The sequence below is a fragment of the Stagnihabitans sp. genome, assembly GCF_964946895.1.
The window spans coordinates 52405-75434 of sequence record NZ_CBBQHX010000021.1; the positions used below are offsets into that span (position 1 = coordinate 52405).

General features: G+C 60.1%; 19 protein-coding genes. 15 read left to right on the forward strand and 4 right to left on the reverse strand.

The window, feature by feature from the left end; all coding sequences use genetic code 11:
- Nucleotides 1–11: 11 nt before the first annotated feature.
- Nucleotides 12–764, reverse strand: a complete 753-nt coding sequence (locus AC1Y2B_RS14315) for an NAD(P)-binding domain-containing protein (protein WP_482253784.1) — start codon at nt 762–764, stop codon at nt 12–14.
- 74 nt (nt 765–838) lie between these two features.
- On the opposite strand from AC1Y2B_RS14315, the gene AC1Y2B_RS14320 reads away from it, so the two are divergent.
- Nucleotides 839–2566, forward strand: coding sequence for a cobalamin-dependent protein (locus tag AC1Y2B_RS14320; protein WP_482253785.1), 1728 nt, complete (start codon nt 839–841; stop codon nt 2564–2566).
- A gap of 130 nt (nt 2567–2696) precedes the next feature.
- Here the strand turns inward: AC1Y2B_RS14320 and AC1Y2B_RS14325 are convergent, their stop codons facing one another.
- Nucleotides 2697–4592, reverse strand: a complete 1896-nt coding sequence (locus AC1Y2B_RS14325) for a potassium transporter Kup (protein WP_482253786.1) — start codon at nt 4590–4592, stop codon at nt 2697–2699.
- A 172-nt stretch (nt 4593–4764) separates the two neighbouring features.
- On the opposite strand from AC1Y2B_RS14325, the gene AC1Y2B_RS14330 reads away from it, so the two are divergent.
- The 10 genes from AC1Y2B_RS14330 to AC1Y2B_RS14375 all read left to right on the forward strand — a co-directional run bounded on the left by AC1Y2B_RS14330 (nt 4765) and on the right by AC1Y2B_RS14375 (nt 17003).
- Nucleotides 4765–6306, forward strand: a complete 1542-nt coding sequence (locus AC1Y2B_RS14330) for a DUF4118 domain-containing protein (protein WP_482253787.1) — start codon at nt 4765–4767, stop codon at nt 6304–6306.
- Nucleotides 6303–6998: a response regulator gene (locus AC1Y2B_RS14335; protein WP_482253788.1), complete on the forward strand. Its 696-nt coding sequence runs from the start codon at nt 6303–6305 to the stop codon at nt 6996–6998. Before AC1Y2B_RS14330 ends, AC1Y2B_RS14335 begins: the two co-directional genes overlap by 4 nt.
- 830 nt (nt 6999–7828) lie before the next feature.
- Nucleotides 7829–10426, forward strand: coding sequence for an Ig-like domain-containing protein (locus tag AC1Y2B_RS14340; protein WP_482253789.1), 2598 nt, complete (start codon nt 7829–7831; stop codon nt 10424–10426).
- A gap of 404 nt (nt 10427–10830) precedes the next feature.
- Nucleotides 10831–11463, forward strand: coding sequence for a DUF4357 domain-containing protein (locus tag AC1Y2B_RS14345; protein WP_482253790.1), 633 nt, complete (start codon nt 10831–10833; stop codon nt 11461–11463).
- 437 nt (nt 11464–11900) lie between these two features.
- Nucleotides 11901–13175 carry a tyrosine-type recombinase/integrase gene (locus AC1Y2B_RS14350; protein WP_482253791.1) on the forward strand — a complete coding sequence of 425 codons (1275 nt, stop codon included), beginning with the start codon at nt 11901–11903 and terminating at the stop codon, nt 13173–13175.
- Between the two features lie 3 nt (nt 13176–13178).
- Entirely contained in the window at nt 13179–13937 is a 759-nt protein-coding gene (locus AC1Y2B_RS14355; RefSeq protein ID WP_482253792.1) for a hypothetical protein, read from the forward strand.
- Nucleotides 13938–14067: 130 nt separating this feature from the next.
- Complete coding sequence (locus AC1Y2B_RS14360; protein ID WP_482253793.1) at nt 14068–14262, forward strand: helix-turn-helix transcriptional regulator; 195 nt, start codon at nt 14068–14070, stop codon at nt 14260–14262.
- 101 nt (nt 14263–14363) lie between these two features.
- Nucleotides 14364–14933 (forward strand): site-specific integrase, encoded by a 570-nt coding sequence (locus tag AC1Y2B_RS14365; RefSeq protein WP_482253794.1) that lies wholly within the window; start codon nt 14364–14366, stop codon nt 14931–14933.
- Nucleotides 14926–15789, forward strand: a complete 864-nt coding sequence (locus AC1Y2B_RS14370) for a DUF7146 domain-containing protein (protein ID WP_482253795.1) — start codon at nt 14926–14928, stop codon at nt 15787–15789. Before AC1Y2B_RS14365 ends, AC1Y2B_RS14370 begins: the two co-directional genes overlap by 8 nt.
- Nucleotides 15789–17003, forward strand: coding sequence for an AAA family ATPase (locus AC1Y2B_RS14375; RefSeq protein ID WP_482253796.1), 1215 nt, complete (start codon nt 15789–15791; stop codon nt 17001–17003). Before AC1Y2B_RS14370 ends, AC1Y2B_RS14375 begins: the two co-directional genes overlap by 1 nt.
- 645 nt (nt 17004–17648) lie before the next feature.
- On the opposite strand, the gene AC1Y2B_RS14380 is transcribed toward AC1Y2B_RS14375, so the two are convergent.
- Together AC1Y2B_RS14380 and AC1Y2B_RS14385 are read right to left on the reverse strand one after the other, a co-directional pair.
- Nucleotides 17649–18713: a hypothetical protein gene (locus tag AC1Y2B_RS14380; RefSeq protein ID WP_482253797.1), complete on the reverse strand. Its 1065-nt coding sequence runs from the start codon at nt 18711–18713 to the stop codon at nt 17649–17651.
- 68 nt (nt 18714–18781) lie between these two features.
- Nucleotides 18782–20848, reverse strand: a complete 2067-nt coding sequence (locus tag AC1Y2B_RS14385; RefSeq protein WP_482253798.1) for a hypothetical protein — start codon at nt 20846–20848, stop codon at nt 18782–18784.
- 269 nt (nt 20849–21117) lie between these two features.
- Here AC1Y2B_RS14385 and AC1Y2B_RS14390 point away from each other — a divergent pair, with 269 nt between their 5' ends.
- From AC1Y2B_RS14390 to AC1Y2B_RS14405, 4 genes are all read left to right on the forward strand, one after another.
- Nucleotides 21118–21465, forward strand: coding sequence for a hypothetical protein (locus tag AC1Y2B_RS14390; RefSeq protein ID WP_482253799.1), 348 nt, complete (start codon nt 21118–21120; stop codon nt 21463–21465).
- A gap of 207 nt (nt 21466–21672) precedes the next feature.
- A complete protein-coding gene (locus tag AC1Y2B_RS14395; protein WP_482253800.1) occupies nt 21673–21861 on the forward strand; it encodes a hypothetical protein in 189 nt (62 codons plus the stop codon).
- Complete coding sequence (locus AC1Y2B_RS14400) at nt 21858–22265, forward strand: DUF5681 domain-containing protein (protein ID WP_482253801.1); 408 nt, start codon at nt 21858–21860, stop codon at nt 22263–22265. Before AC1Y2B_RS14395 ends, AC1Y2B_RS14400 begins: the two co-directional genes overlap by 4 nt.
- Nucleotides 22266–22508: 243 nt before the next feature.
- On the forward strand, nt 22509–23030 hold a 522-nt coding region (locus AC1Y2B_RS14405; protein WP_482253802.1), incomplete at its 3' end, for a calcium-binding protein.

Consider the following 23030-nt stretch of genomic DNA (forward strand, 5'->3'; position numbering starts at 1 on the left):
CACCGGGCCGCTTACCGTCCCGCCAATTTGTCCCTGACCGCGCTGCAGGCCTCCTCCCAGGCCGCCAGGGCGCCACGCGCCTCCAGCAGATGCAGGCCGCGTTCGGTGATCCCGCCGGGCGTCACAAGGTCCGCCAGAAGCCGCTCCATCGGCGCAGAGCCGCCAGCGATATTGCGCCCTGCGGCCACCGTGGTCAGCGCGGCCAATTGCCGGGCCGAGGCTTCCGGCAACCCCTCGGCCACTGACCAGTCCGCCGTGATCTGCACCAGCTTTTGCATCCAGCCGTAGACCGCGGCGCAAATGGTTGCCGTCTCGAACTCGGCCTCCGACCGCAAGGGCAGCACGGGGCCGAAGGCCTCCAACAACCGCTCCAGCCCCGCATCCGTGGGAAACAGGGTGGTGGGGCTGGCCCCCTGTGCGGCGGCGGTCAGCGGCATGATGCGATGCACTGAAACTCCGGCTGGCACCGCAGCGGCCAAGGCCGCCACCTTGACCCCCGCGCAAGCCGAGGCGATCTTCTGCCCTGCCCGCCAAGGCAAGCCCGCCAGCGCCGCGACCGCATCCTTGGGGCGGACCGCAAGAACAACCACATCCGCAACCGCAACAAGACCGGCATTGTCGGTGGCCAGCCGCAGCCCATGCCGGTCTGCCAGTTCTGCCGCCTTGCCACGTGGCGCCAGCACCAGATCGTGCTGTCCTGCCGCCAGCAAGGCCTCGACCAGAATCTTGCCCAGATGGCCCACGCCCAGAACGCCGATCACCATGCCGCTCTCCTGCCTGTCTTGCGCAGTCAAGCGCCCGGGGATTAGGCTGTCCAGAACCATCTGACTGGGAACCCATGGATCACCTGCCAAATCTCGTACCCGCCCAGATGCGCCCCGGCGCAAGCCTGCTGGCCGAGGGCCGCGCGCTGGCACAGGACTGGCGGCTGGGCAGGTCAGCCTTCATGACCGCCACCGGCTTTGCGTCCGAGGTGGCCTACAAGGCCAGCATCACCACCCGCATCATGCAGCACGCCCATATCGGCTTTCGCAGTGTCGACCGCACGTTGGAGGCGATACGGCAGGTCCATGGCACCTGCGCCGCGCGAGGGGTGACAGTCGACCGTTTTGGCATCACGCTGGATTGGTCCATGGGTTACCCGCAAGCGATGCGCGCCAAGGCGGCCCGCGCCACCGGCATCGTTCTGTCGGGCCCCGAAGATTTTGCCCGCCTCACCGGGGCGGTGGCAGCCCCCATGCACTTTGGCGACTTCATGCTGGGCCTGCCCGGCGCACTGGACAACACCAAGGCCGCGATTGCCGCCGGGGCCACCTCGCTGGGCAATCTCGGCCAGTATTTCACCTTCCGCCTGCCGGGCTGGGACGACGACGTGGCCACGACCGAGGCGACGGTGACCGCCTTGGGCCTGATCGCCGCGCAGGATGGCGCGGTTCTGGTGCATTCCAATCTGGATGACGGCTTTGCCGGCCTGTTTCAGGACATGTGCTGCAGCCTTGGCATGGTTCTGGTCGAAAAGCACATTGTCGAGGGGATGATCGGCGCGCCCCTCGCCCACTGCTACGGCCACCACTTTTCCGATCCCCTGTCGCGCATGGCGTTTCAGGCGGCACTGGCGCAAGTCAGCACCACGTCCGGAACGATGATCTTCGGCAACACCGTCAGCTATCAATCGACAGAGGCGGGCAACTACGCCAGCCTTGCCAGCTATCTGCTGCCCGACATGATGGCCTTGGGCCGCTGGCCCACTGGCCACGCGGTCAACCCGGTCCCTGTCACCGAAAACCAGCGCATTCCGGATGTCGACGAGATCATCGACGCCCAGACCTTCGCCCACCGCCTTGGCCAGCACGCGCCAATGCACGCCGCACTGGTCAACTGGCCCGTGGTCGAGGATATGGCCCGGCGCATGGTTGAGGGCGCTCGTCGCTTTGCAGTCGCTTTGCTGGCAGGGCTGGCGGAGTTGGGGGTGGACATGACCGACCCGGCCCAACTTCTGCTGGCCATCCGCCGCCTTGGGCCGCGCCGGCTTGAGGCCGCATTTGGGCCCGGTGTTCTGGTCGCCGCCGGCCGCAGCCCGGAAATTCAGGCCGAATGGGCGCGCGAACTGGACCATATGGCACGTGATTGGGCGGCAAAGCAGCAGAGCAAAGCCTTGATTGGCAAGGGATTGAAAGTCTGCATCGGCACCTCGGACGTGCACGAGCATGGCAAATATCTGGTGGAACGCGCTTTGGCCGGCCTTGGTGTTCAGGTTCTGGACGGCGGTGTTTCGGTCGATCCCGAGGTGTTGGTGGACCGCGCCCTTGACCTGCAGGCGGATGCTTTGGCGATATCGACCTACAACGGTGTCGCACGCCGCTATGTGACCGCCGTGCTGGCGGCCCTGGCCGCCCGGGGCACCCGACTTCCAGTGCTGGTCGGCGGCAAACTGAACGAGGTGCCCAGCGACTCCAACACAGGCCTGCCCGTCGACGTCTCAGCCGAAATCGCCGCACTGGGCGCCGTGCCCTGTGCCAATCTGGATGGAATGCTGGCCACTCTCAAGACCCTCGCCGCAACCTGAACGCCGATCACGCGTTGGGCTGCTGCCATCCGCCCCGCCCCATCGGTCTGACGATCAATGGGGCAGCGCAGCAAGATCGCTTCGCGCCGGCAATCCATCCGCGAAGGACCGGAAGACGGTCACATGGGCCTTACACGTTGACCTGCGTGCCCAGTTCCACCACACGCCCCGCCGGAATGCGGAAGTAATCCGAAGCGGGGGCAGAGTTGCGGGCCATGATGATAAAAAGCCGTGCCATCCAGGCCGGAATCTCGCGGCGCGACGACAGCCGCAGCGACCGGTGCGACAGGATGAACGAAGTCGACATGATGTCGAACTTCCAGCCAAGCTTGCGGCAAAGCGCCAGCCCCTCGGGCACATCAGGCTCTTCGGCATAGCCCCAGGTCAATGTCACCTGCCGGAAGCGCTGATCCAGATCGGTCATCACCACCCGCGCCTCGGCGGCGACGCGCGGGACATCGGCTGTGCGGATCGTCAGGATCACGTTCTGTTCGTGCAGAACCTTGAAATGCTTGAGGCTGTGCAGCAGCGCTGCCGGCACATGGTCAGGGTCAGAGGTCAGGAAGACCGCCGTGCCCGGCACCAAAGGCAGGGGCTTTGCCCCCAGAAGGTGGATCAGCTTGACCAGCGTCATCTCCCCTTTTGCCTCTTTGCCAAGGACCACGCCTGTGCCCTTGATCCAGCTTGTCATGATGATCACCATCAGTGTGGCCAACCCAAGTGGCAGCCAGCCGCCATCGAAAAGCTTCAGAAGATTGGCCCCGAAGAAGGTCAGATCCAGCGCCAGAAACGGCGCCAGCATCGCAACCGCAACCGGCACCGGCAGGCCCCAATGCTTGTGCGCCACGATCATGGCCAGCGTGGCAGTCACCACCATCGTCCCGGTCACGGCAATGCCATAGGCCGAGGCCAGCGCCGAAGAACTGCCGAAGGTCAGAACCAGGATCAACACGGCCGCCAGCAATCCTAGATTCACGGCAGGCATGTAGATCTGGCCTTTTTGCGCGTCCGAGGTATGGCGGATTCGCATCCGTGGCAGCAGCCGCAACTGGATGGCCTGTTGCGTCAGTGAATAAGCCCCCGAAATGACCGCTTGGCTAGCGATGATCGTGGCTGCGGTGGCCAGGATCACCACCGGCAACAGGGTCGCCGCCGGAAACAGGCGGAAGAACGGGTTCTCCATCGCGGCGGGGTTCGTCAGGATCAGCGCGCCCTGTCCGAAATAATTCAAAAGCAGGGCGGGCAGGGCCACCACCAGCCAGGCCAGCTGGATTGGCGCGCGGCCAAAATGGCCCATGTCCGCGTAAAGCGCCTCGGCCCCGGTGACGGCAAGAAAGACCGCGCCCAGAACAACAAGGCCAAGCTTGCCGTTCGACAAAAGGAAATGCAGCGCTTCCCATGGGTTCAGTGCAACCAAAACGCCCGGGGCGTCGATGATGTGAACAAGCCCCCCCGCCGCGATGACCAGAAACCAGATCAGCATGACGGGCCCGAAGAACCGCGCCACTGCCGCCGTGCCCATGTATTGCACCAGAAACAAACCGATGATGATCACAACCGAAATGACAAGGATGAAGGGGTCGAAGGCCGTCGTCACAAGGCTCAGACCCTCGACGGCCGAAAGAACCGAAATCGCAGGGGTGATCGCGGCATCGCCGAAGAACAGCGCCGCGCCAACCAGTCCCATCGCCAGCACCCAGGCCCACCGGCCACCAAGGCTGCGCTCTGCCAAGGCCAGCAGGGACAAGGTGCCGCCTTCGCCCTGATTGTCGGCCCGCATCAGGATCAGCACATATTTGAAGGTCACGATCGCCATCAGGGACCAGGTGATCAGCGAAAGCACGCCCAGCACATCGGCCACCTGCACCCCGCCATGGCTGGCACCCGCCGCATGCATCGCCTCGCGGAAGGCATACAGAGGCGAGGTGCCGATGTCGCCGTAAACGACGCCGATGGCGGCGAGCGACAGGGACAAAAGCCGGGTATCGGCGGGGGCGTGCGGGGGGGCTTCGACAGCGAGGGACATCTTGGGCTCTGACTACGACCGTGCGCTTCACGGCCCCGCCCTGTTGCGGCCGCAGGGCGTAAGGAAGCGATAGGGAAGATGACGACCCGCATAAGGATTTCATAAAGAGGATGGACAGCCCGCCCGCCGCCGGGCCAAGGATGACGGACCCAAAGGGCGGAACACGTGAAAGATGCCCGCGAAACTGGTCCGCGTGGCAGGAGGGAATGACAAGGTGCTGGACGGGCTATCTGAAGAACCGTCGGGCTTTCCGCCACCCCCCCACGCCTTTGGGTTGGCAGCAACCGTTGCGCTGGTTCTCCTCACGGCCTTGGGCGCCCGCATCGCCCTTGCGCTGTTTCCGGCGGCGATCCTGCCCGAGGCGACACTGCCTTTGCTGTTCCTGATCACGGTGTTGCTGTCAGCCGTGGCCTTTGGCTTCTGGACCGGCCTTTTGGCCGCCCTGCTTGCGTTTGGCGCGCTGAACTACTTCTTCACCGTGCCGCTTTACACCTTCCACATCTCGCGTCCGCAGGACGTTTTCGCCCTTCTGGTCTTTCTCCTGGTTGCTGCCTTTGCCGGGCTTCTCGCCGGGCGCCTGCATGACCGGGCCGAAGTTGCCCGGGCCCGGGCCGAGGCGCTGTCCATCCTCGCCGCGCTGTCCTCGGATCTGGCGGGGGCTGAAACCAGAACCGCCGCCGTCGCCGCCGCCCTGCGGCATACGGCAAGGCTCTGCGGTGGCGCTGCGGTCGTGCTGACCCGCGCTGAAGAGCAGATCGAGATCCTCATGTCGGACCCGGCGGACCGCGGGCTGGATCCGGTCGAACTTTCCGCCGCCGAGCGCTGTCTGCGGACCGCCCGGATCGAGCCTGCCGCCGCGCAGGGTTGGACGGGCTCTGCCTTAAGCTTTCTGCCGATCACGGGCGGCGCGGGCGGCATCGCCCTGGGCCACGGCCGTCTGACCGGGCGCGAGGGACCGTTGCGCGGCCTTGCCATCATGGCGCTTGCCGAACAACTGCGCCTTGCCTTGCAGCGCATGGACTTCGCCGAAAACGCACAAGCCGAACGCCAGCGGGCCGAGGCCGAAGCGACGCGCTCGGCCGTCCTGACCTCGCTGAGCCATGACCTGCGCACGCCGCTGGCAACGATCCTTGGCGCCGCCAGCGCGCTGATCGAGCTGGATGCAAGCCTGACCCCTGCCGCGCGGATCGACCTGTTGTGCGCCATCGAGGAAGAGGCGGGCCGACTGAACCAGCACGTCACCAATCTCTTGCAGTTGACCCGACTGGAACTGGCCGCCACGCGCCGCCCGACCTGGGTTGATCTGAACGATACGGCGCAAGCCGCCGTCGCCCGGGCACGGCGTTCGTTCAAGGATGCCGTCATCGGCGTGCGGCTTGCCGCAGATCTGCCGATGATCCGCGCCGAAGGTGGTCTGCTGGAACAGGCGCTTTTCAATCTGATCGACAACGCCTTGCACCATGGTCGCGCGCCCGTCACCGTGGAAAGCGGCACCTTGCCCGAGGCCGTGTTCCTGCGCGTGCGCGATGCCGGCCACGGACCCTCTGACCTGCTGCGCGCCTGGCTGGCCGGGCCCGAGATGCGCCCCGCCCGTGGCCAGCGCGGCCTTGGCCTTGCCGTCGCCAAGGGCATCGCCCGGCATCTGGGCGGCAGCTTGTCCTGGCAAGACGGCGCCTTTACCCTGAACCTGCCCATTGCGACGGAGGAGCCGTGACCCGCCCCCTGATCCTGATCGTCGATGATGAAGCGCAGATCCTGCGGTTTCTGGGGCATGCGCTGGATGCCGCCGGCTATGACACCTGCACGGCCGCGTCAGGTGCCGAAGCCCTGCGGCAGGTCGACGCGCGCCGCCCTGACCTGATGATCCTGGACCTTGGTCTGCCCGATACCGATGGCAAATCGGTGATCGAAACCCTCCGTCAAGCGTCTGACCTGCCGATCATCGTCCTCTCGGCCCGTGACCAGGAAATGGAGAAGATCATGGCTCTGGACCTTGGCGCTGATGATTTCGTAGCCAAGCCCTTTGCAATCGGAGAGCTTCTTGCCCGGCTGCGCGTCTGCTTGCGCCCGGCCCGCACGGCCGCCCCCGACACCCGCCTTCGTCTTGGCACGCTGGTGATCGACAAGGCCGCGCATCAGGTGACCCGCGACGGTGTCGAATTGCACCTCACACCGAAGGAGTTCGACCTGCTCAGCGCCCTTGCCGAAACCCCGGGCCGCGTTCTGACCCATCGCCAACTGCTGACCCGCATCTGGGGCCCGGCCCATGTCGAGGATGTGCCTTATCTGCGCGTCTTCATCGGCCAACTGCGTCAGAAGGTCGAAAAAGATCCGTCCACCCCAGACCTGATCCTGACCGAGCCGGGAATTGGCTACCGTGGCCACGGAACCGTCGCCCGAGACTAGCAACGAGGCGTAGGTTGAAGCCCGGCAAAGAGTCTGGCAGGCTTCGATGACGCTGCACGCCGCGATCCCAGCCGACATAACGGCATGCTTCGCCCCGGCCGCGACGTTGCTGCTGGGCGCTGCCGCTCCGGGCCAAATTCCAGCTGCGCGATGCCGTGAACCCCACCGGGGGGAAACCGGCTGTGAAGGCTTCACCACACCGGCCTGCCCAGGAAGCAGCGCCTAGCCCCTCCTTGGTAAACACCACGAACAGCAAGATTTTCCGGCAAGCATCTTGGGATGACGGGGGCTGTTCTGGGGCAAGCGGCGGAGGCGGGAGTGATCAGCTTTTCGGCAGGTTGACGCCGACCTGATTCGTTCCATCGCGGTCACTGCCCAATTGGCTGGTGCGTGCTCTGCTACTGCTGAAAGCCATTTCACTGACATCCCCCACTGGGTAGTACGACTATACTCACAGCGTCAGCCTTCAGACCAATGGTTGCGCCGTCGATCTTTCCGCGATCACTTAGGGAAATACCGGGTTCACGGTCAAAAACACGGGCGCCGCCCCTGGCCTTGTCGGGTCAGCCTTCGGCGACACATTCATCGGCGGCCGGCGATCCGAAGGCGGAAAACACCTGCAATATCATCCGGAAGTTCTTCGGATACTCCGCGCCACCTCTTTTGGGTAGGGCGGATTGACGTCATTGTGAACGCTGTCTATCGAATTGGGGTGGGGATGGTCTCGAATAATTCTTGGGGGCACATCCGGTGAAGAATATGCACGCGTTGAAAAAATAGTTTTGTTCGCGCTATGCGCAATTGTATTGCTGACGGCACCAGTCAGCGCTTTGACGATCACGGTTGGATGTTCCGATTATACACTCGGAAGTCTCACTGGCTCTTATGACGACAATGTTGCCGCGATCCAATCTCAGCCTTGGTGGGGGGATGGAGACCTCGTCGATAAGTTTTCCAATGCCTACGACGCCGCAACGACGACAACGATTGATGGTGCCAAACTTAACCTGTTCTCCTACAGCTACAACTCGGGCAATAACAACGTCTACAGCTCGATCTACGAGTCGGACGATGTTTTTAATTCCAACCAGAACGCCGCTTACAGCAGTGTCGACCAAACCTTCATGACCGCGACGCTGATTGCGCCTGTTAACGTCGCACCGACGGCCTCTGCGGGTCCGGATCAGGCCTCAGTGGCGTCGGCGGCGAGCGTGTCGCTGGACGGGTCCGGCTCCAGTGATACGAACAGCTGTGATACGCTAACCTATGCTTGGAAGCAGACGGCAGGCAGCACAGTGGCGCTGTCGGACGCCACTGCGGCACAGCCCACTTTCACCGCACCCACTCTGTCGGCCACAGACGCAGCCGAGACGCTGACCTTCTCGCTGGTGGTCACCGATAACAATTCCAGCGACTCCGTCGCTGACACCGTCGACATTACCGTTAATCCGCCTGCAGGCGCGACCCCAACGGATGTTGCCTATAATTGCGACAAACCCGATAATCCAAATCAAGGAACCCCCGGCGACGATCAAAGCTACGATGTCAAAGTCGGTGATGTCATTAACTTGACGACCAAGTTCTGCCGTACGGCCGTGCGATCGGATTTGACGTCCTCTTCGACAATTTTGGCCAATGGGACCTTGCTGCAATACGGCCAGCCAACGCTGAATGGGTCCAATGTGGATTACAGTGGCGATCCATGGACGTCGCCGACGGATACCTTCGTTGTTACCGTGAAAGATGCGACAAGTTTTTCGTTCAAGGTACAGGACTGGAATTATCAAAACTACATCACCTTCACGTTCAACGTCACGCAAGACCCGACGACCACCGCGCTGACGACGTCCTCCGCGACGCCTAATTTCGGCGACACCGTGACCCTGACCGCAACGCTTGACCCATCGGTCGCGACCGGCACGGTCACCTTCAAAGAGGGCGCCGATACGCTGGGGACCGGCACGCTGAGCGGCGGCGTTGCCACGCTTGACACCGCCTCTCTTGTCGTCGGGGACCATACCATCACCGCGGAATACGGTGGTGATGCGGGCTATGAAGGCAGCACGAGTTCCAGCGTCACAGTGACGGTGGCGGCGGTGACGGCGTCGACCAGCACCACGTCTCTGACAACGTCCTCCGCGACCCCTGCTTTGGGCGATGACGTGACGCTGACCGCGACGGTGGCACCTTCGGATGCGACCGGCAACGTGACTTTCATAGAAGAGGGGTCCGGCACCCTTGGGACGGGCACGCTGAGCGGCGGTGTCGCGACGTTTGACACCACCTCGCTTGTGGTCGGCGTTCATACGATCACGGCTGAATATGCTGGCGACAGCACCTACGACGGCAGCACGAGTTCCAGCGTGACCGTGACCGTCGGAACCGACAGCGTTGCGGCGGCATTTGCCGCCAGGGCCGACAAGATCCGCACGGTCATTGTGGAAATGGCCCGGCAATCCCTGCAAAGCGCGATCGACAGCAACCTCAGCCTTGCACGCCAAGCGCGCACCGATTTCATCGAGTCTCAGCGGTTTGGTGCGAACGATGTCGGGGGCAGTGTTCCCTTCGGTGTCGCTGCAACCGCACAGGGAACGGGGGACAAGATCACAGCCAAGGGGACTTTCTTCCAAAAGAACAGTTCCTTAGATGGCGCGCACAAGCGCTTGTTCTTTGGCACCTTCGATGTCCAAAGCGGACCGCACGGCACAAGCACGGCGACGTTGAACGCCAAACTTTCTTGGGACAGCAGGATTTCTGACCGCGCCGAGATCGGCTATTATGTTGGGGCGGATTTTGGCCGTTCGACAATTGCGGGCGATTTTGCCGGCACGCAGGCGCATTACGGCGTGTCCGTCGGGGCCTATGCGGTCTATCGGTTGGGGAAAGCCACGTTCGTCGATGGTTTCGCCTCGATCGGAGCCGGAACAAATGGGCTGAGAATGGGCGATGACACGCTTGACCTGATCAGCACCTACGGCACAAATTCCGCGATCATCGGCGGGGCGCTGACGACGACCCTCACGCAGAAATCCTATGAGTTCTGGCCGGAACTGGCTTTCAGCTACGGCGCGACAAACATCGGGCGGGTCGGGCTGTCAGGCAGGGCGTTCGGGCTGCAGGATAACACGCTTGGCCTCGATGCAGGTCAGGTCTCTATCGCCAGCATCCTGCTGCGACCGGAGGTCCGGGTCCCCTTGGATGGGCTTGGCGCTGCCGAGAGTTTGGACTTGCTTAGCCTGAGCCCACGGTTTGCCTGCCAGTGGGATATCACCAGCATCACCCGTCGGGACTGCGGTGCTGGCCTTGAAATCGGCCTGACGCGTCAATGGGGCGCTGGCTTGGGCCATCTGACCGCCAAGCTGATAAGCGAGCAAATTGGCGGCAGAACGCGGAGCAGCGCGCAGGTGTCGTTCCAGCAAAGGTTCTGACGGCGGCAGTCGCGGCCGATTGGTTTCTCTGTGAAGGGGCGGCTTTCGGGTCTGCCCCTCCATGGGGCAGATCAAAGCCACTCTGCGAGCCGCCTGCTGACCTTTCGCGGATCGGCTGATATACGGATGTTCCCTTTCCGCGTATTGAACCGCGCCGGGTTTGCCGGAGGCTGCGCCTCCTGAGGACGGAGCATCATGAACAAGACGACGAACAATGTTTCCCCGGAAGTGCACGAACGCGCTTTGCGGTTGGTCCTCGATCGAAGCCATTGAGGCGCCATCGGTCCTAGCCCAATGGCTGAGGGAGGGGCAGCAGGGTTCGCACTGTTATCGGTGCGCGACTTTACACCCACAACTCAAGTGACGCAGGACGAGATCCGAAGGGCTTCTGGACCGATACCGTAGTGCTCATCAGCAAGGATGAGAACCTGACGAAAAGCCACGCGCGCTGTGTTGAGGCATGCCTGATTAGGGCGGTGGGAAGCAATCCACGATGGCTCGTTCCCAACAGCAAGCGTCCCTCTGAAGACGCAGGTAAACTGCCGCTGCCCGACAGGGCGGCGATGGAGGAATTTGTAGACCAGACGAAGACTCTGGTGAGCGCGCTGGGCTGGGACCTGTTCCGCGAGGTGCGCGGTCGACTGACCGAGCCATCAGAACAAATGCAGCCGACTCCAGTCGATCCAAGCCCGATCTTCTTTTTTAGGGGTGAGGGGTTCAGAGCAGAAATGACGATCGCGCAATCGGGCGACTTTGTTGTCAAAGCTGGTTCTAAGGCACGCGCACGCACGACGCCGACCATCCCGAAGGGCACTCTCGCGTTGCGTGACACACGACAGAAATCGGGCGTTCTTCAAGAGGATGCCGGATCACTGATCTTCGCAAGTGACTACAGCTTCACATCGGCTTCGGCGGCGGCTGCGACTGTGATCGGGGCCAGCGCGAACGGACGTATCCTTTGGAAGCTCAACGACGGACGTTGCTATGCGGATTGGGAGGCAGCAGGTGCCTTGTCATTTGTGGCTGTCGGCGAATAGTAGCTTGATTCAGTTCGACCGCAGTCGCAGTAAAGGCCAAACGGAACTCAGTGCGAAAACTGTTCGGTATCAGAGAATTATTGAATAAAAACATAAAATTGCAGCTCTGAACCAGCAGCGGTCAAGTTGATGGCTCCGGAGAATGTCTGCCCTGAGAGACCCCTTCCGGCCTTCCGGGCAGCAAGGCCAGTTCACAGCCCCACACGCATAACCCCCGAAAACAACGGAAAAATCCGGCCGCAGCCTGATCGGGAGCACGATTTCGCTGAGGCTAGTGGCGGAGGCGGTGTCCGCCTCCTTCGTGTAACTTCCCACTGCCCTTCTGTACCAATACGGATTTTTTATCAATGTTTTATGAAGAAGCTCTGAACCATCTTGTAACTCCTAGTGGCACCCGATATCTCCTTCTTTAAGAGGTATTTTCAGGGGTAGATTAAATGCCGAAGAAGGCGAAGATATTGAGTGCTATCGAGGTCGGTCGGCTCAAGCACCCCGGTGGTGTCGGCAATGTCAACTTCCCCGTCGGAGGGGTGGCGGGGCTTCGGCTACAGGTCACGCCCACAAACGCAACCTCATGGCTTCTGATCACCACTGTTGCTGCCAAAGTTCGGCAGATCGGCCTTGGGGGCTATCCGGATGTTACCCTGTCGCAAGCCCGGGACCTCGCGCGCGAGATGCGCGACAAGATCAGCCGTGGCATCGATCCAGTCGAAGAGCGCAAAGCTGCCAAGGCGGCACTGTTCGCGGCCCGGAAGCGCGGTCTGACCTTTGACGATGCTGTTGAGAAGTATCTTGAACAAAAAGAGAAAGAACTCTCCAACGACAAGCATCGCAAGCAATGGCGGTCGACGCTGATCACCTATGCCAGCCCGCAAATTGGCAAGATGCTGGTTGCTGAAATCACCGTGCATGACGTTCAGCGGGTGCTGGACCCGATCTGGCTGACCACCACCGAAACAGCGACCCGTGTGCGCAGTCGGGTTGAAAGCGTTCTGGACTGGGCGCAGGTGAAGGGCCACCGTTCGGGGGAGAACCCTGCGCGCTGGAAGGGCAACCTTGAAGCCCTGATGCCCAAGCCGAGCAAAGTCGCCAAGAGCGGGAACCATCCCGCTCTGTCCCTTAAAGACGCCCAGAGGTGGTTTGCGGCCCTGCAGTTGCGCGAAGGGGTATCCGCCCGCGCCCTTGAATTTGTCGCCCTCACGGCAGCCCGATCTGGCGAGGTGCGTGGCGCGGTGTGGGATGAATTTGACCTTGTCGCAAAAATCTGGACCGTCCCAGCAGTAAGAATGAAAGCGGACAAAGAACATCGTGTCACGCTGACCGACGAGGCCGTTGCCTTGCTGAACAAGATGCCACGCCTGAACAGTTCACCCTACGTATTCGCCGCGCCACGGGAAGGCGAACTGTCGGATATGGCTTTAAGCGCCGTTATGCGCCGCATGCACAAGGATGATCTGGAACAGGGCGGTGCGGGTTTCGTCGATAACACATCCAAGCGTCCAGCCGTCCCCCATGGCCTACGGTCTACCTTCCGGGTCTGGGTTGCCGAAAAGACAGAGTATCCTCGCGAAATGGCAGAGATCGCGCTGGCCCATACGGTTGGCAACGAGGTGGAACGTGCGTACCTTCGCAGCGACATGGTCGAAAAGCGCCGTGGCATGATGGAAGCGTGGGACCAGTTCCTGCGTGGCGAACTGGCGGTGAAGGAGTAACCGATGTTCAGCATTCCCGGCTATGTGCCGTTCTGTGACGTGGCGGATTTGTGCCTTGAGGCCGCATTGACCCTGTCCAACGATGGCAGACGGCCAAAAATTCCGGCGTTTGAGGGATGGGAAGAACTGGATGAATGGTCACGTGACCGAGTTGTCCGGACGCTGGCGGCGATCTTTCAGGATTTGCTAACACAGCAACCGAAGCGCTTCGCATTGATTTCTGTTGGGGGACGTGTCGTTCGGCCAAGCAGCAGAATTCTCGCTCTGCAAGACAGTTCACTCGACATTTCTATGCACATGCCCGTTGCGGCTTTCCGGCAGTTCGGCAGCAAGATATCCGGTCGGTACACTTTTCTGGACACGTGGACATGGTGCGTAAAACTCAAACCAATTGATCCGGCGGATGTCGACTTCGACGATGAGGGTAATGTCTACCCCGACATCGAGAATGAAGTGGTTTCCAACTTTCTTGGTTGCTCCTTGGCTGTCAACGAAGAGGACGTACCCAAGGATGCAGAGGCACTTCTTCAAGAACTGCTTGCTGCTGATGTTGCAAAGGGAAAGTCGCCGAAAGCTGCGAGACAGCGAGGCCGTCCGTCCAAGCAAGATGAAGTTCGTACGTGGTACTCCTTCAAGTATCCGAATGGGAAGCCGGAGTCGAAGAGTTGGCCTGCAATCGAAGCTGAGCTTGCTGCCGATGGAATATCGGTGGGCCAAACGACCATCAAGGCCGCCGTAAATGCGCTAGGAAAACGTCAGTAGTCCGTCAGAAAACACCGAAAAACGCGGTTTCCTCCGTCAGAAAATGAATTTTAGATCGACATTTTATACATGATTGTCAATAGCTTACGCTTATTTCATGTTGTGACCATCAGCAACGATGGTGAACGACATGAACCGCATTTACATCCGCGACACCGAGATCGGACAGCGTCTCGCGACTTGCCGCCAGACGCCGTGGCGTCTGGTCAAATCTGACCCGACCTTCCCGAAGCCGATCCGCCTGACCCCCGGCTGCACCCGCTGGCTGCTGTCTGAGGTTGAGGCTTGGGAAGCCAGCAAGCGCACCATGCCTAAGAAAAAGTAAGCCCCCACCCGAACGTTCGGGCAGGGGCTTGGTAGGCTCTCTGTGCAAATTGAGAATACCAAGAAGGCGCCCGACGTTCAAACCCAAAAAGGAACGTCGAAATGACTGATATCAAAGCATACTGGAAAAGCATCCAAATCCAAACGACCAGCGATGCGGGCCCCCGGAAGACCGCTGGTCACCGCGACGTCGCGGCCCTCATCCGCGCTCAGCGCTCTAACCACGCCGAAAGCATGGCAAAGCTGCAACTGCAGTGGATCACCCTGTCCGCCTGCCGCAACACCGACGCTCAGCTCATCAAGCACTCAGAGATTAATCTTGATGACATGACGTGGACCATCCCCGCCGAACGCAGGAAGGATGCCCAAAACCATGTGGTGCCGATCACGGAAGGTATGGCCGAGCTGCTCTTGGCAGCCGCGAAGCAACAGCCCGCATTGGCGGACTATGTCTTCGTGACGCAGGGTTCCTTGCTGCAGGCGGCCAAATGCCCTGCTGCGACGGGCATCCGCGCGGCATTCCGCGAATGGACGACCGCCGAAGCCAAGTTCCCGCTTGAACTCGTCCGCGCTCAATTGGGTCGCGGTCCCAGCACCGTGGAAGCCGCGTATTCGCGCAAGAGCGTGATGGAAGCATGGGCCACCTACCTGATGGGGGCCGTCCATGTCTGACGCCCGCGAAATCACCATGGCGCTAGGCGGCAAGTGGTATGGCCGCTACGGCCTGACATTCTGCCCAGCGCACCATAACACCGACACGCCCGCGTTGTCGGTTGGAACGGGCCGCGAAGGGCAATTGCTCCTTAGCTGCAAGGCGGGCTGCGACTTCGCCGATGTGGCAGCAGTCCTGCGCGACCGTGGCCTGTCCGGGCCGGACGCGTCGCCCCACCGCGATTACAAGGCCGAGCAGGCTGCCGCCGACCTCAAGCGCAGCTTGCAGGCCCAGCAGCTGGCGCGGGAGACCATCCCGATCACCGGCACCATTGCAGAAACCTACCTGCGGGGGCGTGGCATCACCTGCCCGCTTCCTGTGGGTGCGCTGCGCTTCCACCCCGCCTGCTGGCACCTGACCGGCAAGCGCCTGCCCGCCATGGTGGCCCGCGTGAAAGGGTCGGACGGCTATGCGGTCCACCGCACCTACCTCAAGCCGGACGGTAGCGGGAAGGCCGAGGTGGAGCCTGCCAAAGCCATGCTGGGCAACTGCGCAGGCGGCGCTGTCCGGCTCATCGAGGCCGAGGGTCCGTTGGTGGTGGCTGAGGGCATCGAGACTGGCCTGAGCCTCGTCAGCGGCCTCCTGCATGTCCCGGCGACCATCTGGGCGGCGCTGTCCACCTCGGGGCTGCGCGCCCTCCGCCTGCCTGCCACCCCGGCCCGCCTGACAATCGCGGTGGATGGCGACACGCCGGGCCGGGAGGCGGCCCACATGCTGGCTGAACGGGCCTACAGGCTCGGCTGGACCGTGTCCTTCCTGCACGCGCCGGACGGCAAAGACTGGAACGACGTCCTTTGTGAAATGGAGAAGAAGTGATGGGAGAAGTGCCTTTCGCGAAGAAGGTGACACCGTCGCCGTTCGCCTTGCGTGACGCCAAGTTGATCCCGCCGCGCCAGTGGCTCTACGGCACCCACCTGATCCGGGGCTTCGTGTCGCTGACCGTCGCACCGGGCGGCTTAGGCAAATCCAGCATGGTGCTGGTGGAAGCCCTCGCCATGGCTACCGGGCGCGACCTGCTAGGCATCCAGCCGAGAGGGACCAGCCGGGTCTGGGTCTGGAATGGCGAGGACCCCAAGGAGGAGCTGGAGCGGCGGATTGCGGCGGCCTGCAAGCACTACGGCATCGACGGTGACCAGTTGGCAGACCGCCTGCTGGTCGACAGTGGCCGCACCTTGCCGATCTGCCTTGTGAAGATGGACAAGGGGGGCGTCTCGGTGGCAGAGCCTGTGGTGGACGAGTTGATCAAGGCGATCCGTGAACATCAGATCGATGTGCTGGTTGTGGACCCCTTCGTTACCACACACAGCGTGTCCGAGAACGACACCACGGCCATGAACGCGGTTGTGGCGAGCTGGCGCAAGATTGCCGATGCCACCAACTGCGCCATCGAGTTGGTCCACCATGCCAGCAAGGCGGGGGCCATGAACGGCGATGAGATGGGCATCTACGCCAGTCGCGGCGCGGGCGCCCTGATCGACGGGGTGCGCAGTGCGCGGTATCTGACGCGGCCTTCAGAAAATGACGGGTCCACAATCAAGTTCGAGGACGGCAAGAAGCATTACTTCAAGGTGCGGGATGGCAAGTCCAACCTTGCGCCGGGTGCGTTCGATGCTTGGATGAGGATGGTCGGGGTGTCACTGGGCAATTCCAATAGCTTCTGGAGCGAAGGTGACACGGTCGGCGTCTGCACGGCTTACACCCCTGAGGCCGTTGACGTGGTCTTAAGCGAAGAAGAGGTCGCCTTAATCGTGAAGGCGATAGGCGCCCTTGAAGCAGCACCCCGGCACGAAGAACGCGCGACGGGGTGGGTGGGCTACGTCGTGGCCGATGCGCTTGGCGTCAACATTGGGTTCGGCCTGAAGAAGCAGGACCAATCTGCAGACCAGCGTAAGGCTCGGCAGGAGGTCCGGGCCAAGATCGGCGTCCTCCTGAAGACTGGCACCTTGACCACGAAATCCCAAAGCAGCCCGAGGGATGGCCGCGATGTGACGGTCGTGGTCGTGAAAACGGAAGAAACCGCCGAGGCCTGACGCAAAGTAGATGCGCGTGTAACAGCTTGTTCGCGCATCTACATTTTGGTCCGCAAGGCCATGAAATTAAAGACGAAAAGTTAAAGTAGAGTAGTAGATAGTAGTTGTTCCTAAGCCTCCTTTTTCTTCTTCTTTCTTCTTGAGAAGCCGGTGGGGCGGGCGGGCTACCGCCGCCGCAGTGGTTTATCCTTAGGCCTCGGACTGCGGCGGCGGTGGTTTTGGGGGGCTGGGACAGTTCCTATGGTGGCGATCCAGCCTTCGCCTCATCTCGGCCAACTGGGGCAGTTCCCTCACAGCACAATATTCATCGCAACCGATCGACTGCGTCCCCAAAATTATGAAGCGTCTGCGACCTTTATAGAATACTCGTAGGCATAGCACAGACCACTCAGCGACACTAAGCCTAGTCCAGTTCACTTACGATTGAAACAAGACCCGGATAATGGGTTGAAAGAAAATTCCTCGCCGCAGTTCTGTCAATCTTCAACTGTTTCCCGTCCTCAAACGACAGGACGCCCTGCTCTTCCAAGCTGGCCTTTGCCTTAAAGAACGTCGCCCGGGCGACTGAACTGAGCTCGATGTATACTTTCAACGGTTTGTTCGGCTGGTGCAAGACCGCAGAGATGACCGCAAGTCGTGGATCGTTCAATTGAGAAGGTCCTTCCAATGCACGCCACTCACATCCAACGACACGCTGAAGCTAGCGGCGTCATAGAACTTGATCCGAGATCTCGTCTTTTCGATACTCAAGCTAAGCACTCCGAATCGGCCGACTGGAAATCCTACCACCAAAGAGTTCGTGGTATCGTTGTGAAGCTCGCCCAAGATGCGCGAATTCGACATAAGTGACTGGCCAGCTCTCCAATGTAGCACGTGACCTGCAACCTTAAATTGAGCACCGACATAGGTAGCATATCTTTCAAACTTCCGACTTACACTCGGGAGCTCGGCTTCTAGCGAAAGATCTCCTGTAATTGTACTATTTATGACTCCAAGCGCCTGAAAGCCACCACCGAAGTTCCAATCGCCGGAAGCGTCCTGTCGGAAGGCTTTCGCTCGCAGCTCCCACGGAAGACCGTCAAAGGCTGCAATATGCGTGAAAATTACTTCCGCGCGATTGTCATCCGAGCCACTAAGAGCCTTCTTCTTGCCGGAATGAGATCCACAAAAATCAAGAAAACTCCAACCAGCGAGATAGTTGCGTGAGCAAACAGATGCATTCCAATCTAGCTGAGACAGTGAACTGCTTAACGCCCAAGATTTCCCAAGCCCGGCAGAAAAATCCAAGTACCTTCCTCGGCCGTAGAATATACGCGCGCCTGAACTGATCTCCAGTCCAACCATTCCATCTTGTTGCGCAAGGGACTGCTCTGGAAAACTCAGCGTTAGACCATTCCCCAGTACAATCTTGTCAGACTTATTTCCGCCGTTTGCGTTGTCGTCATAATTTAGAGTTGGATAGAGGCGCAGCGATGATACGCGAGCGCCATGGAGTGACTTTGTCGTATCAAGTGCGTTGAAGCCGATATTTGCCGATGCGCTTACGAAGTTGTTCACTGCAGTCAGATCACCCACAGTCTTCATATCTAACGTCGTCGCAAAATAGGTCAACCGTTCAGATCCGGTTGTGCTGGCGATTTCCGTTACATCAGAATATGCTGCGGTGGAAATAAAAATAGAACTGAGTGCAGCAATCCATAGGTACCGCATCAATTTACTTCCTGTATGTTGTAATTATCTGGGGCGACGCCGGTTGCATCGCCCCAAAATCACTCTGTTTAGTTTGACGAGCCAGTCCCAGCGACCCGGGTCATGATCTTCACATCGACATCGCCGATCGCAGTCTTATCGGTCGCATCGATATTGGCGGTAAAGGCTTCGCCAGCACCGCTGAGCGCACCAGCGATCTTAGCCTTTGCAACCTCTGCGCCATCTTTGCTGGTGTAGGCTTGATTTACGCCGTCAGCATTAAACTTGCCGGTTGCGGGGTCGAACGTCAGGTCGGCGCTAACCGAGTAGTCCTGATTGCTTCCGTTCGTCAAACCAGTCAGGGTCAAATGGCCCGTATTGTTGTTGAAGTTGATCGTCAAGGAACCTGCGTTCGGATCGTTCTTCAGGGTGTACACATTCGTGCCGTCTTCACCACCTTCAAGCTGTGCGAAGTATGCAACCATGCTGTCCGACGTGAAGGATGCAGCCCCAACCGGCAGGTTGAACGGAACCTTGGCCGTTGCATCAAACACGAGAACCTTCGTCGGTGCGCCATTTTCGTCAAGCAAGAACAGGCTTGTGATCCGCGCAGCTTCCGGAACCTGATCCCCAACCGAAGCGGCATCAAGCGACTTGTTGTAAATCATGGCGCCTTCGGCGCGCACCGCAGTGCCGTCAGCTTGGTACAGAGTGACAACTGCTGATTGCTGGGCAACCCGGTTTGCAGCATAATCTGCCTTTACGTTCGTCAGATTAGTCTGTGCAGCAGAAAGATCTGTGTTCGCCGTTGTCAAAGCAGCTTGAGCGGTCGTCAGTGCGCTCTGACGGCTTGTAACCTCATTCTGGTAGTCAGCCGTATTTACAATCTTACCTTGGTCAGAGGAGTCTGTCACATCAAGACCCAACAAATCTGCATACTTCTCAGCACCAGCTTTGTCGTTTGCGTAGTAGGTTGCAAGAGTTGTGCCAACATAGGTCGCGCTCGGCGGGTTATTGTTCGCGTCGTCGAAAGCGGCTTGTTTCGCATCAATGGCTGCCTGCGCCGACGTCACGGTGGTTTGGGCCGCCGACACGGCATCCTTAGCAGCTTGGACGTCACTTTGGCTCGTCGCTACAGCGCGCTTGTAGCCGCCGTTCGCGTTAGTGGTCTTGTCTGCAAGCGCGTTTGCGGCATTCCTATTGTAATTCTTGATTTGATCCTGCAGGTCAGCTTTGTCAGCTTGAAGTGCAGCAATCGCAGCATTTGCGGCATCGATTACAGTCTGCTTTTGAGCAATCGTCGCATTGGCCGCATCGATCACAGCCTTCTTCTGGGTAATCGTCGCGTTGGCAGCATCAAGATCCGATTTCTCTTGAGCAATCGACGCATTGGCCGCATCGATCACAGCCTGCTTTTCAGAAATCGTCGCATCGGCTGCGTCCAGAGCTGCCTGTTTCTGCGATATTGTCGCATTAGCGGCGTCTAGTGCAGCCTGCTTCTGCGCAATCGTTGCATTAGCGGCAACGATGGCTGCCTGAAGCGCGGTCTTGTCGGCCTGCAACGAGGAATTTGAATTGTTCGCTGCGTCTAGTGCAGCCTGCTTCTGCGCAATCGTTGCATTAGCGGCATCGATGGCTGCCTGAAGCGCGGTCTTGTCGGCCAGCAACGAGGAAATTGAAGCGTGCGCTGCGTCTAGTTCAGCCTGCTTCTGCGCAATCGTTGCATTAGCGGCATCGATGACTGGCTGAAGCGCGGTCTTGTCGGCCTGATATTGTGCAATCGTCGCATTAGCGGCGTCGATATCTGCCTGCTTCTGTGCAATCGTTGCATTAGCGGCATCGATGGCCGCCTGCTTCTGAGCGATCGTTGTATTGGAGGCGTCAAGGCCCGATTGTTTCTCAGCGATGGTAGCGTTTGCCGCGTCTATCGCTGCTTGCTTCTCGGCGATCGTAGCCTTAGCCGAATCAATCAAAGCTTGTTTCGCAGCAATCGTTGTGTTGTCAGATGCTATCGTGGCGTTTGCACTTGCCAGTTTTCCTGTAAGGTCAGCGACCTTTCCGGTAAGATCAGACTTTGTCGATTGAGAACTGCATGCCGCCAAGCTGATCGCGGAAACCGCAACAAGCAACATGCCGCGAAGTGTGATATGTGTCATTTTTTGCTCCGTCTTTGCACATTCTGCAGGACAGGGATTCTGACCCTCAGGTGTTACTCGGGTTTTCGTTCAACTCAGTGTGCAATGAAACCCGTCACGCAGTTCAATATTTATACTCCCAGTTGTTGTGTCAGACATAAGGGGGGGGGTGAGGAGGTGTCGAAAGTGTCACGTCAATTTCGCACATAAATACCTATACGGGTTTCATTTGGAAATCTTTAGATATTATACATATCTGATAGGGTTGTTAGATTTTGCAAGTGTGGCAAATGCATTTTTCAGCCCTTCTGAGTTGCGGCCATCTGGAGGAGTGCCACCCTTGGGCTGCCTCCTTGGCCGAACTGGTGCTGTCGATCAGTTACCTGCAATGGCACTTCCGCACCCCTGACAACCCGCCCTTCATCGGCACCGCGCGGATGCGCGACGCCTTGGGCGACGGCTATACGGACGCGATCCATCACGCTTATCCCAAGGTCCCCGACAGCGCCGATTTCGTGATGTACTGGTGGGAGAAGGCGTCCCTTGCCACCCGCGCCGGTCGCACCCGCCGCTTTGGCTTCATCACCTCTAATTTCCTGCGCCACACCTGTCAGACCCCAAGTCGCCCCTGTCGCTGACCTTCGCCATCCCCGACCACCCATGGGTTGACGCAGGCGAGGGCGCCGCCATCCGCATCGCCATGACCGTGGCCTCCCCCGGCTCTCCGTCGGTTTGCTTGCGCTTCGGACAACTGTGGTCTTCTGCCAAAGCCCTTTACGACAGCAACCTGCTTGGCCGGAGCAACCTGCTTGGCCGGCCACTTGCAAAGTGTTATATTGTAACACATGTCGCCGCTCCGCCGCCGCCTCGCCAAACTGGAAGCCCGCCGCCCCGCACAGGGTCCGGTGCAGATGGTGGACGCGTCCGATCTCGACCCGGCGGTGCTGGCGCTTTGGCTGGCGGTTGACATCGACCAAATGACCTTGACCCAGCTTGACCTGCTGGAAGGCAACCTCAGGAGGCTCCCCGCATGAACGGCAGGAATACGGATGGCACCTTCGGGACGGGCAACCCCGGACGGACCAAGGGCGCACGCAATAGGACCACGATGGCGGTCATGGAGCTGCTGGACGGGCAGGCAGAGGCTCTTACGCAGCGGGCCGTGGAGATGGCGCTGCAGGGCGATACCGTGGCCATGCGGCTCTGCCTCGAACGGCTGGCACCCCCCCGCAAGGACGCCCCGGTCCAGTTTCCGCTGCCCCGCATGGCCTGCGCCAGCGACGCCGCACAGGCCGCTGGAGCCGTGCTGGAAGCGGTGTCCGAGGGTGACCTCACCCCGACAGAGGGCGCGGTGGTCATGACGCTGGTGGACAGCTACCGCCGGACGTTGGAGGTCACAGAACTGGAGGCGAGGCTGGTGGCGCTGGAGGGGAGATAGGGTGAGCGCGAAGTGTTAGAGGCAACGGATCGGCTAGGCCCCGCATCACCCGAGTTGGTATGTTTCTTGAACCAGACAGTCACATCAAAGTCCTGCGTCTTGCAGTAGACGGACTGCGTCGCACGTCCTGCGTTTCTTAAAGTCAAGCTGCAGCAATGCGATCCGTAAGTGCCGTGCTTCGTCTTATGTCAAGACATGCGACCCGTGCCGGGTGCTTCTACAAGACAAACGCTGGAGAAAATTATGTCGATCAAAACATTCTACGGCAGCGATGGTGACGATGCGATCAACGGCACTATATGGGACGACACAATTTATGGTGCCGGTGGCGACGATCAGCTATTTGGTGGAAGTTATGGATACGATCACCTCTTTGGCGGCGATGGCAATGATACGTTGATTGGTGGCGGTCTAGGCGATGTGCTTGACGGCGGCGCAGGTCGAGATACGTCCGACTACTCAAACTCAACCACTGCCATACATGTCGAACTTCAAGACACGTCGAGCGGTTATCCGTTGGCGGAAGGCGGCGATGCGCAAGGAGATAACCTTACAAGCATCGAGAATATCGTCGGGACCGGATTCGATGATCTGATATCTGGCGACTCTGGCGACAACACCCTCGTCGGTCTTGCTGGTGCTGACAGTTTGGATGGCGGGGGTGGGAGTGATCAGCTTTTTGGCGGGGACGGCAACGACACGTTGACTGGCGGCAGTTGGTCGACCGGCGATGACACACTGACAGGCGGAGCCGGAGACGACACG

Bases quoted from the DNA above. Each gene is read 5' to 3' on its own strand.
- AC1Y2B_RS14390 (WP_482253799.1), top strand. From the start codon at position 21,118: ATGCATTTTTCAGCCCTTCTGAGTTGCGGCCATCTGGAGGAGTGCCAC.
- AC1Y2B_RS14375 (WP_482253796.1), top strand. From the start codon at position 15,789: ATGGGAGAAGTGCCTTTCGCGAAGAAGGTGACACCGTCGCCGTTCGCC.
- AC1Y2B_RS14370 (WP_482253795.1), top strand. From the start codon at position 14,926: ATGTCTGACGCCCGCGAAATCACCATGGCGCTAGGCGGCAAGTGGTAT.
- AC1Y2B_RS14400 (WP_482253801.1), top strand. From the start codon at position 21,858: ATGAACGGCAGGAATACGGATGGCACCTTCGGGACGGGCAACCCCGGA.
- AC1Y2B_RS14320 (WP_482253785.1), top strand. From the start codon at position 839: ATGGATCACCTGCCAAATCTCGTACCCGCCCAGATGCGCCCCGGCGCA.
- AC1Y2B_RS14395 (WP_482253800.1), top strand. From the start codon at position 21,673: ATGTCGCCGCTCCGCCGCCGCCTCGCCAAACTGGAAGCCCGCCGCCCC.
- AC1Y2B_RS14365 (WP_482253794.1), top strand. From the start codon at position 14,364: ATGACTGATATCAAAGCATACTGGAAAAGCATCCAAATCCAAACGACC.
- AC1Y2B_RS14350 (WP_482253791.1), top strand. From the start codon at position 11,901: ATGCCGAAGAAGGCGAAGATATTGAGTGCTATCGAGGTCGGTCGGCTC.
- AC1Y2B_RS14325 (WP_482253786.1), bottom strand. From the start codon at position 4,592: ATGTCCCTCGCTGTCGAAGCCCCCCCGCACGCCCCCGCCGATACCCGG.
- AC1Y2B_RS14355 (WP_482253792.1), top strand. From the start codon at position 13,179: ATGTTCAGCATTCCCGGCTATGTGCCGTTCTGTGACGTGGCGGATTTG.
- AC1Y2B_RS14315 (WP_482253784.1), bottom strand. From the start codon at position 764: ATGGTGATCGGCGTTCTGGGCGTGGGCCATCTGGGCAAGATTCTGGTC.
- AC1Y2B_RS14380 (WP_482253797.1), bottom strand. From the start codon at position 18,713: ATGCGGTACCTATGGATTGCTGCACTCAGTTCTATTTTTATTTCCACC.
- AC1Y2B_RS14330 (WP_482253787.1), top strand. From the start codon at position 4,765: ATGCCCGCGAAACTGGTCCGCGTGGCAGGAGGGAATGACAAGGTGCTG.
- AC1Y2B_RS14360 (WP_482253793.1), top strand. From the start codon at position 14,068: ATGAACCGCATTTACATCCGCGACACCGAGATCGGACAGCGTCTCGCG.
- AC1Y2B_RS14385 (WP_482253798.1), bottom strand. From the start codon at position 20,848: ATGACACATATCACACTTCGCGGCATGTTGCTTGTTGCGGTTTCCGCG.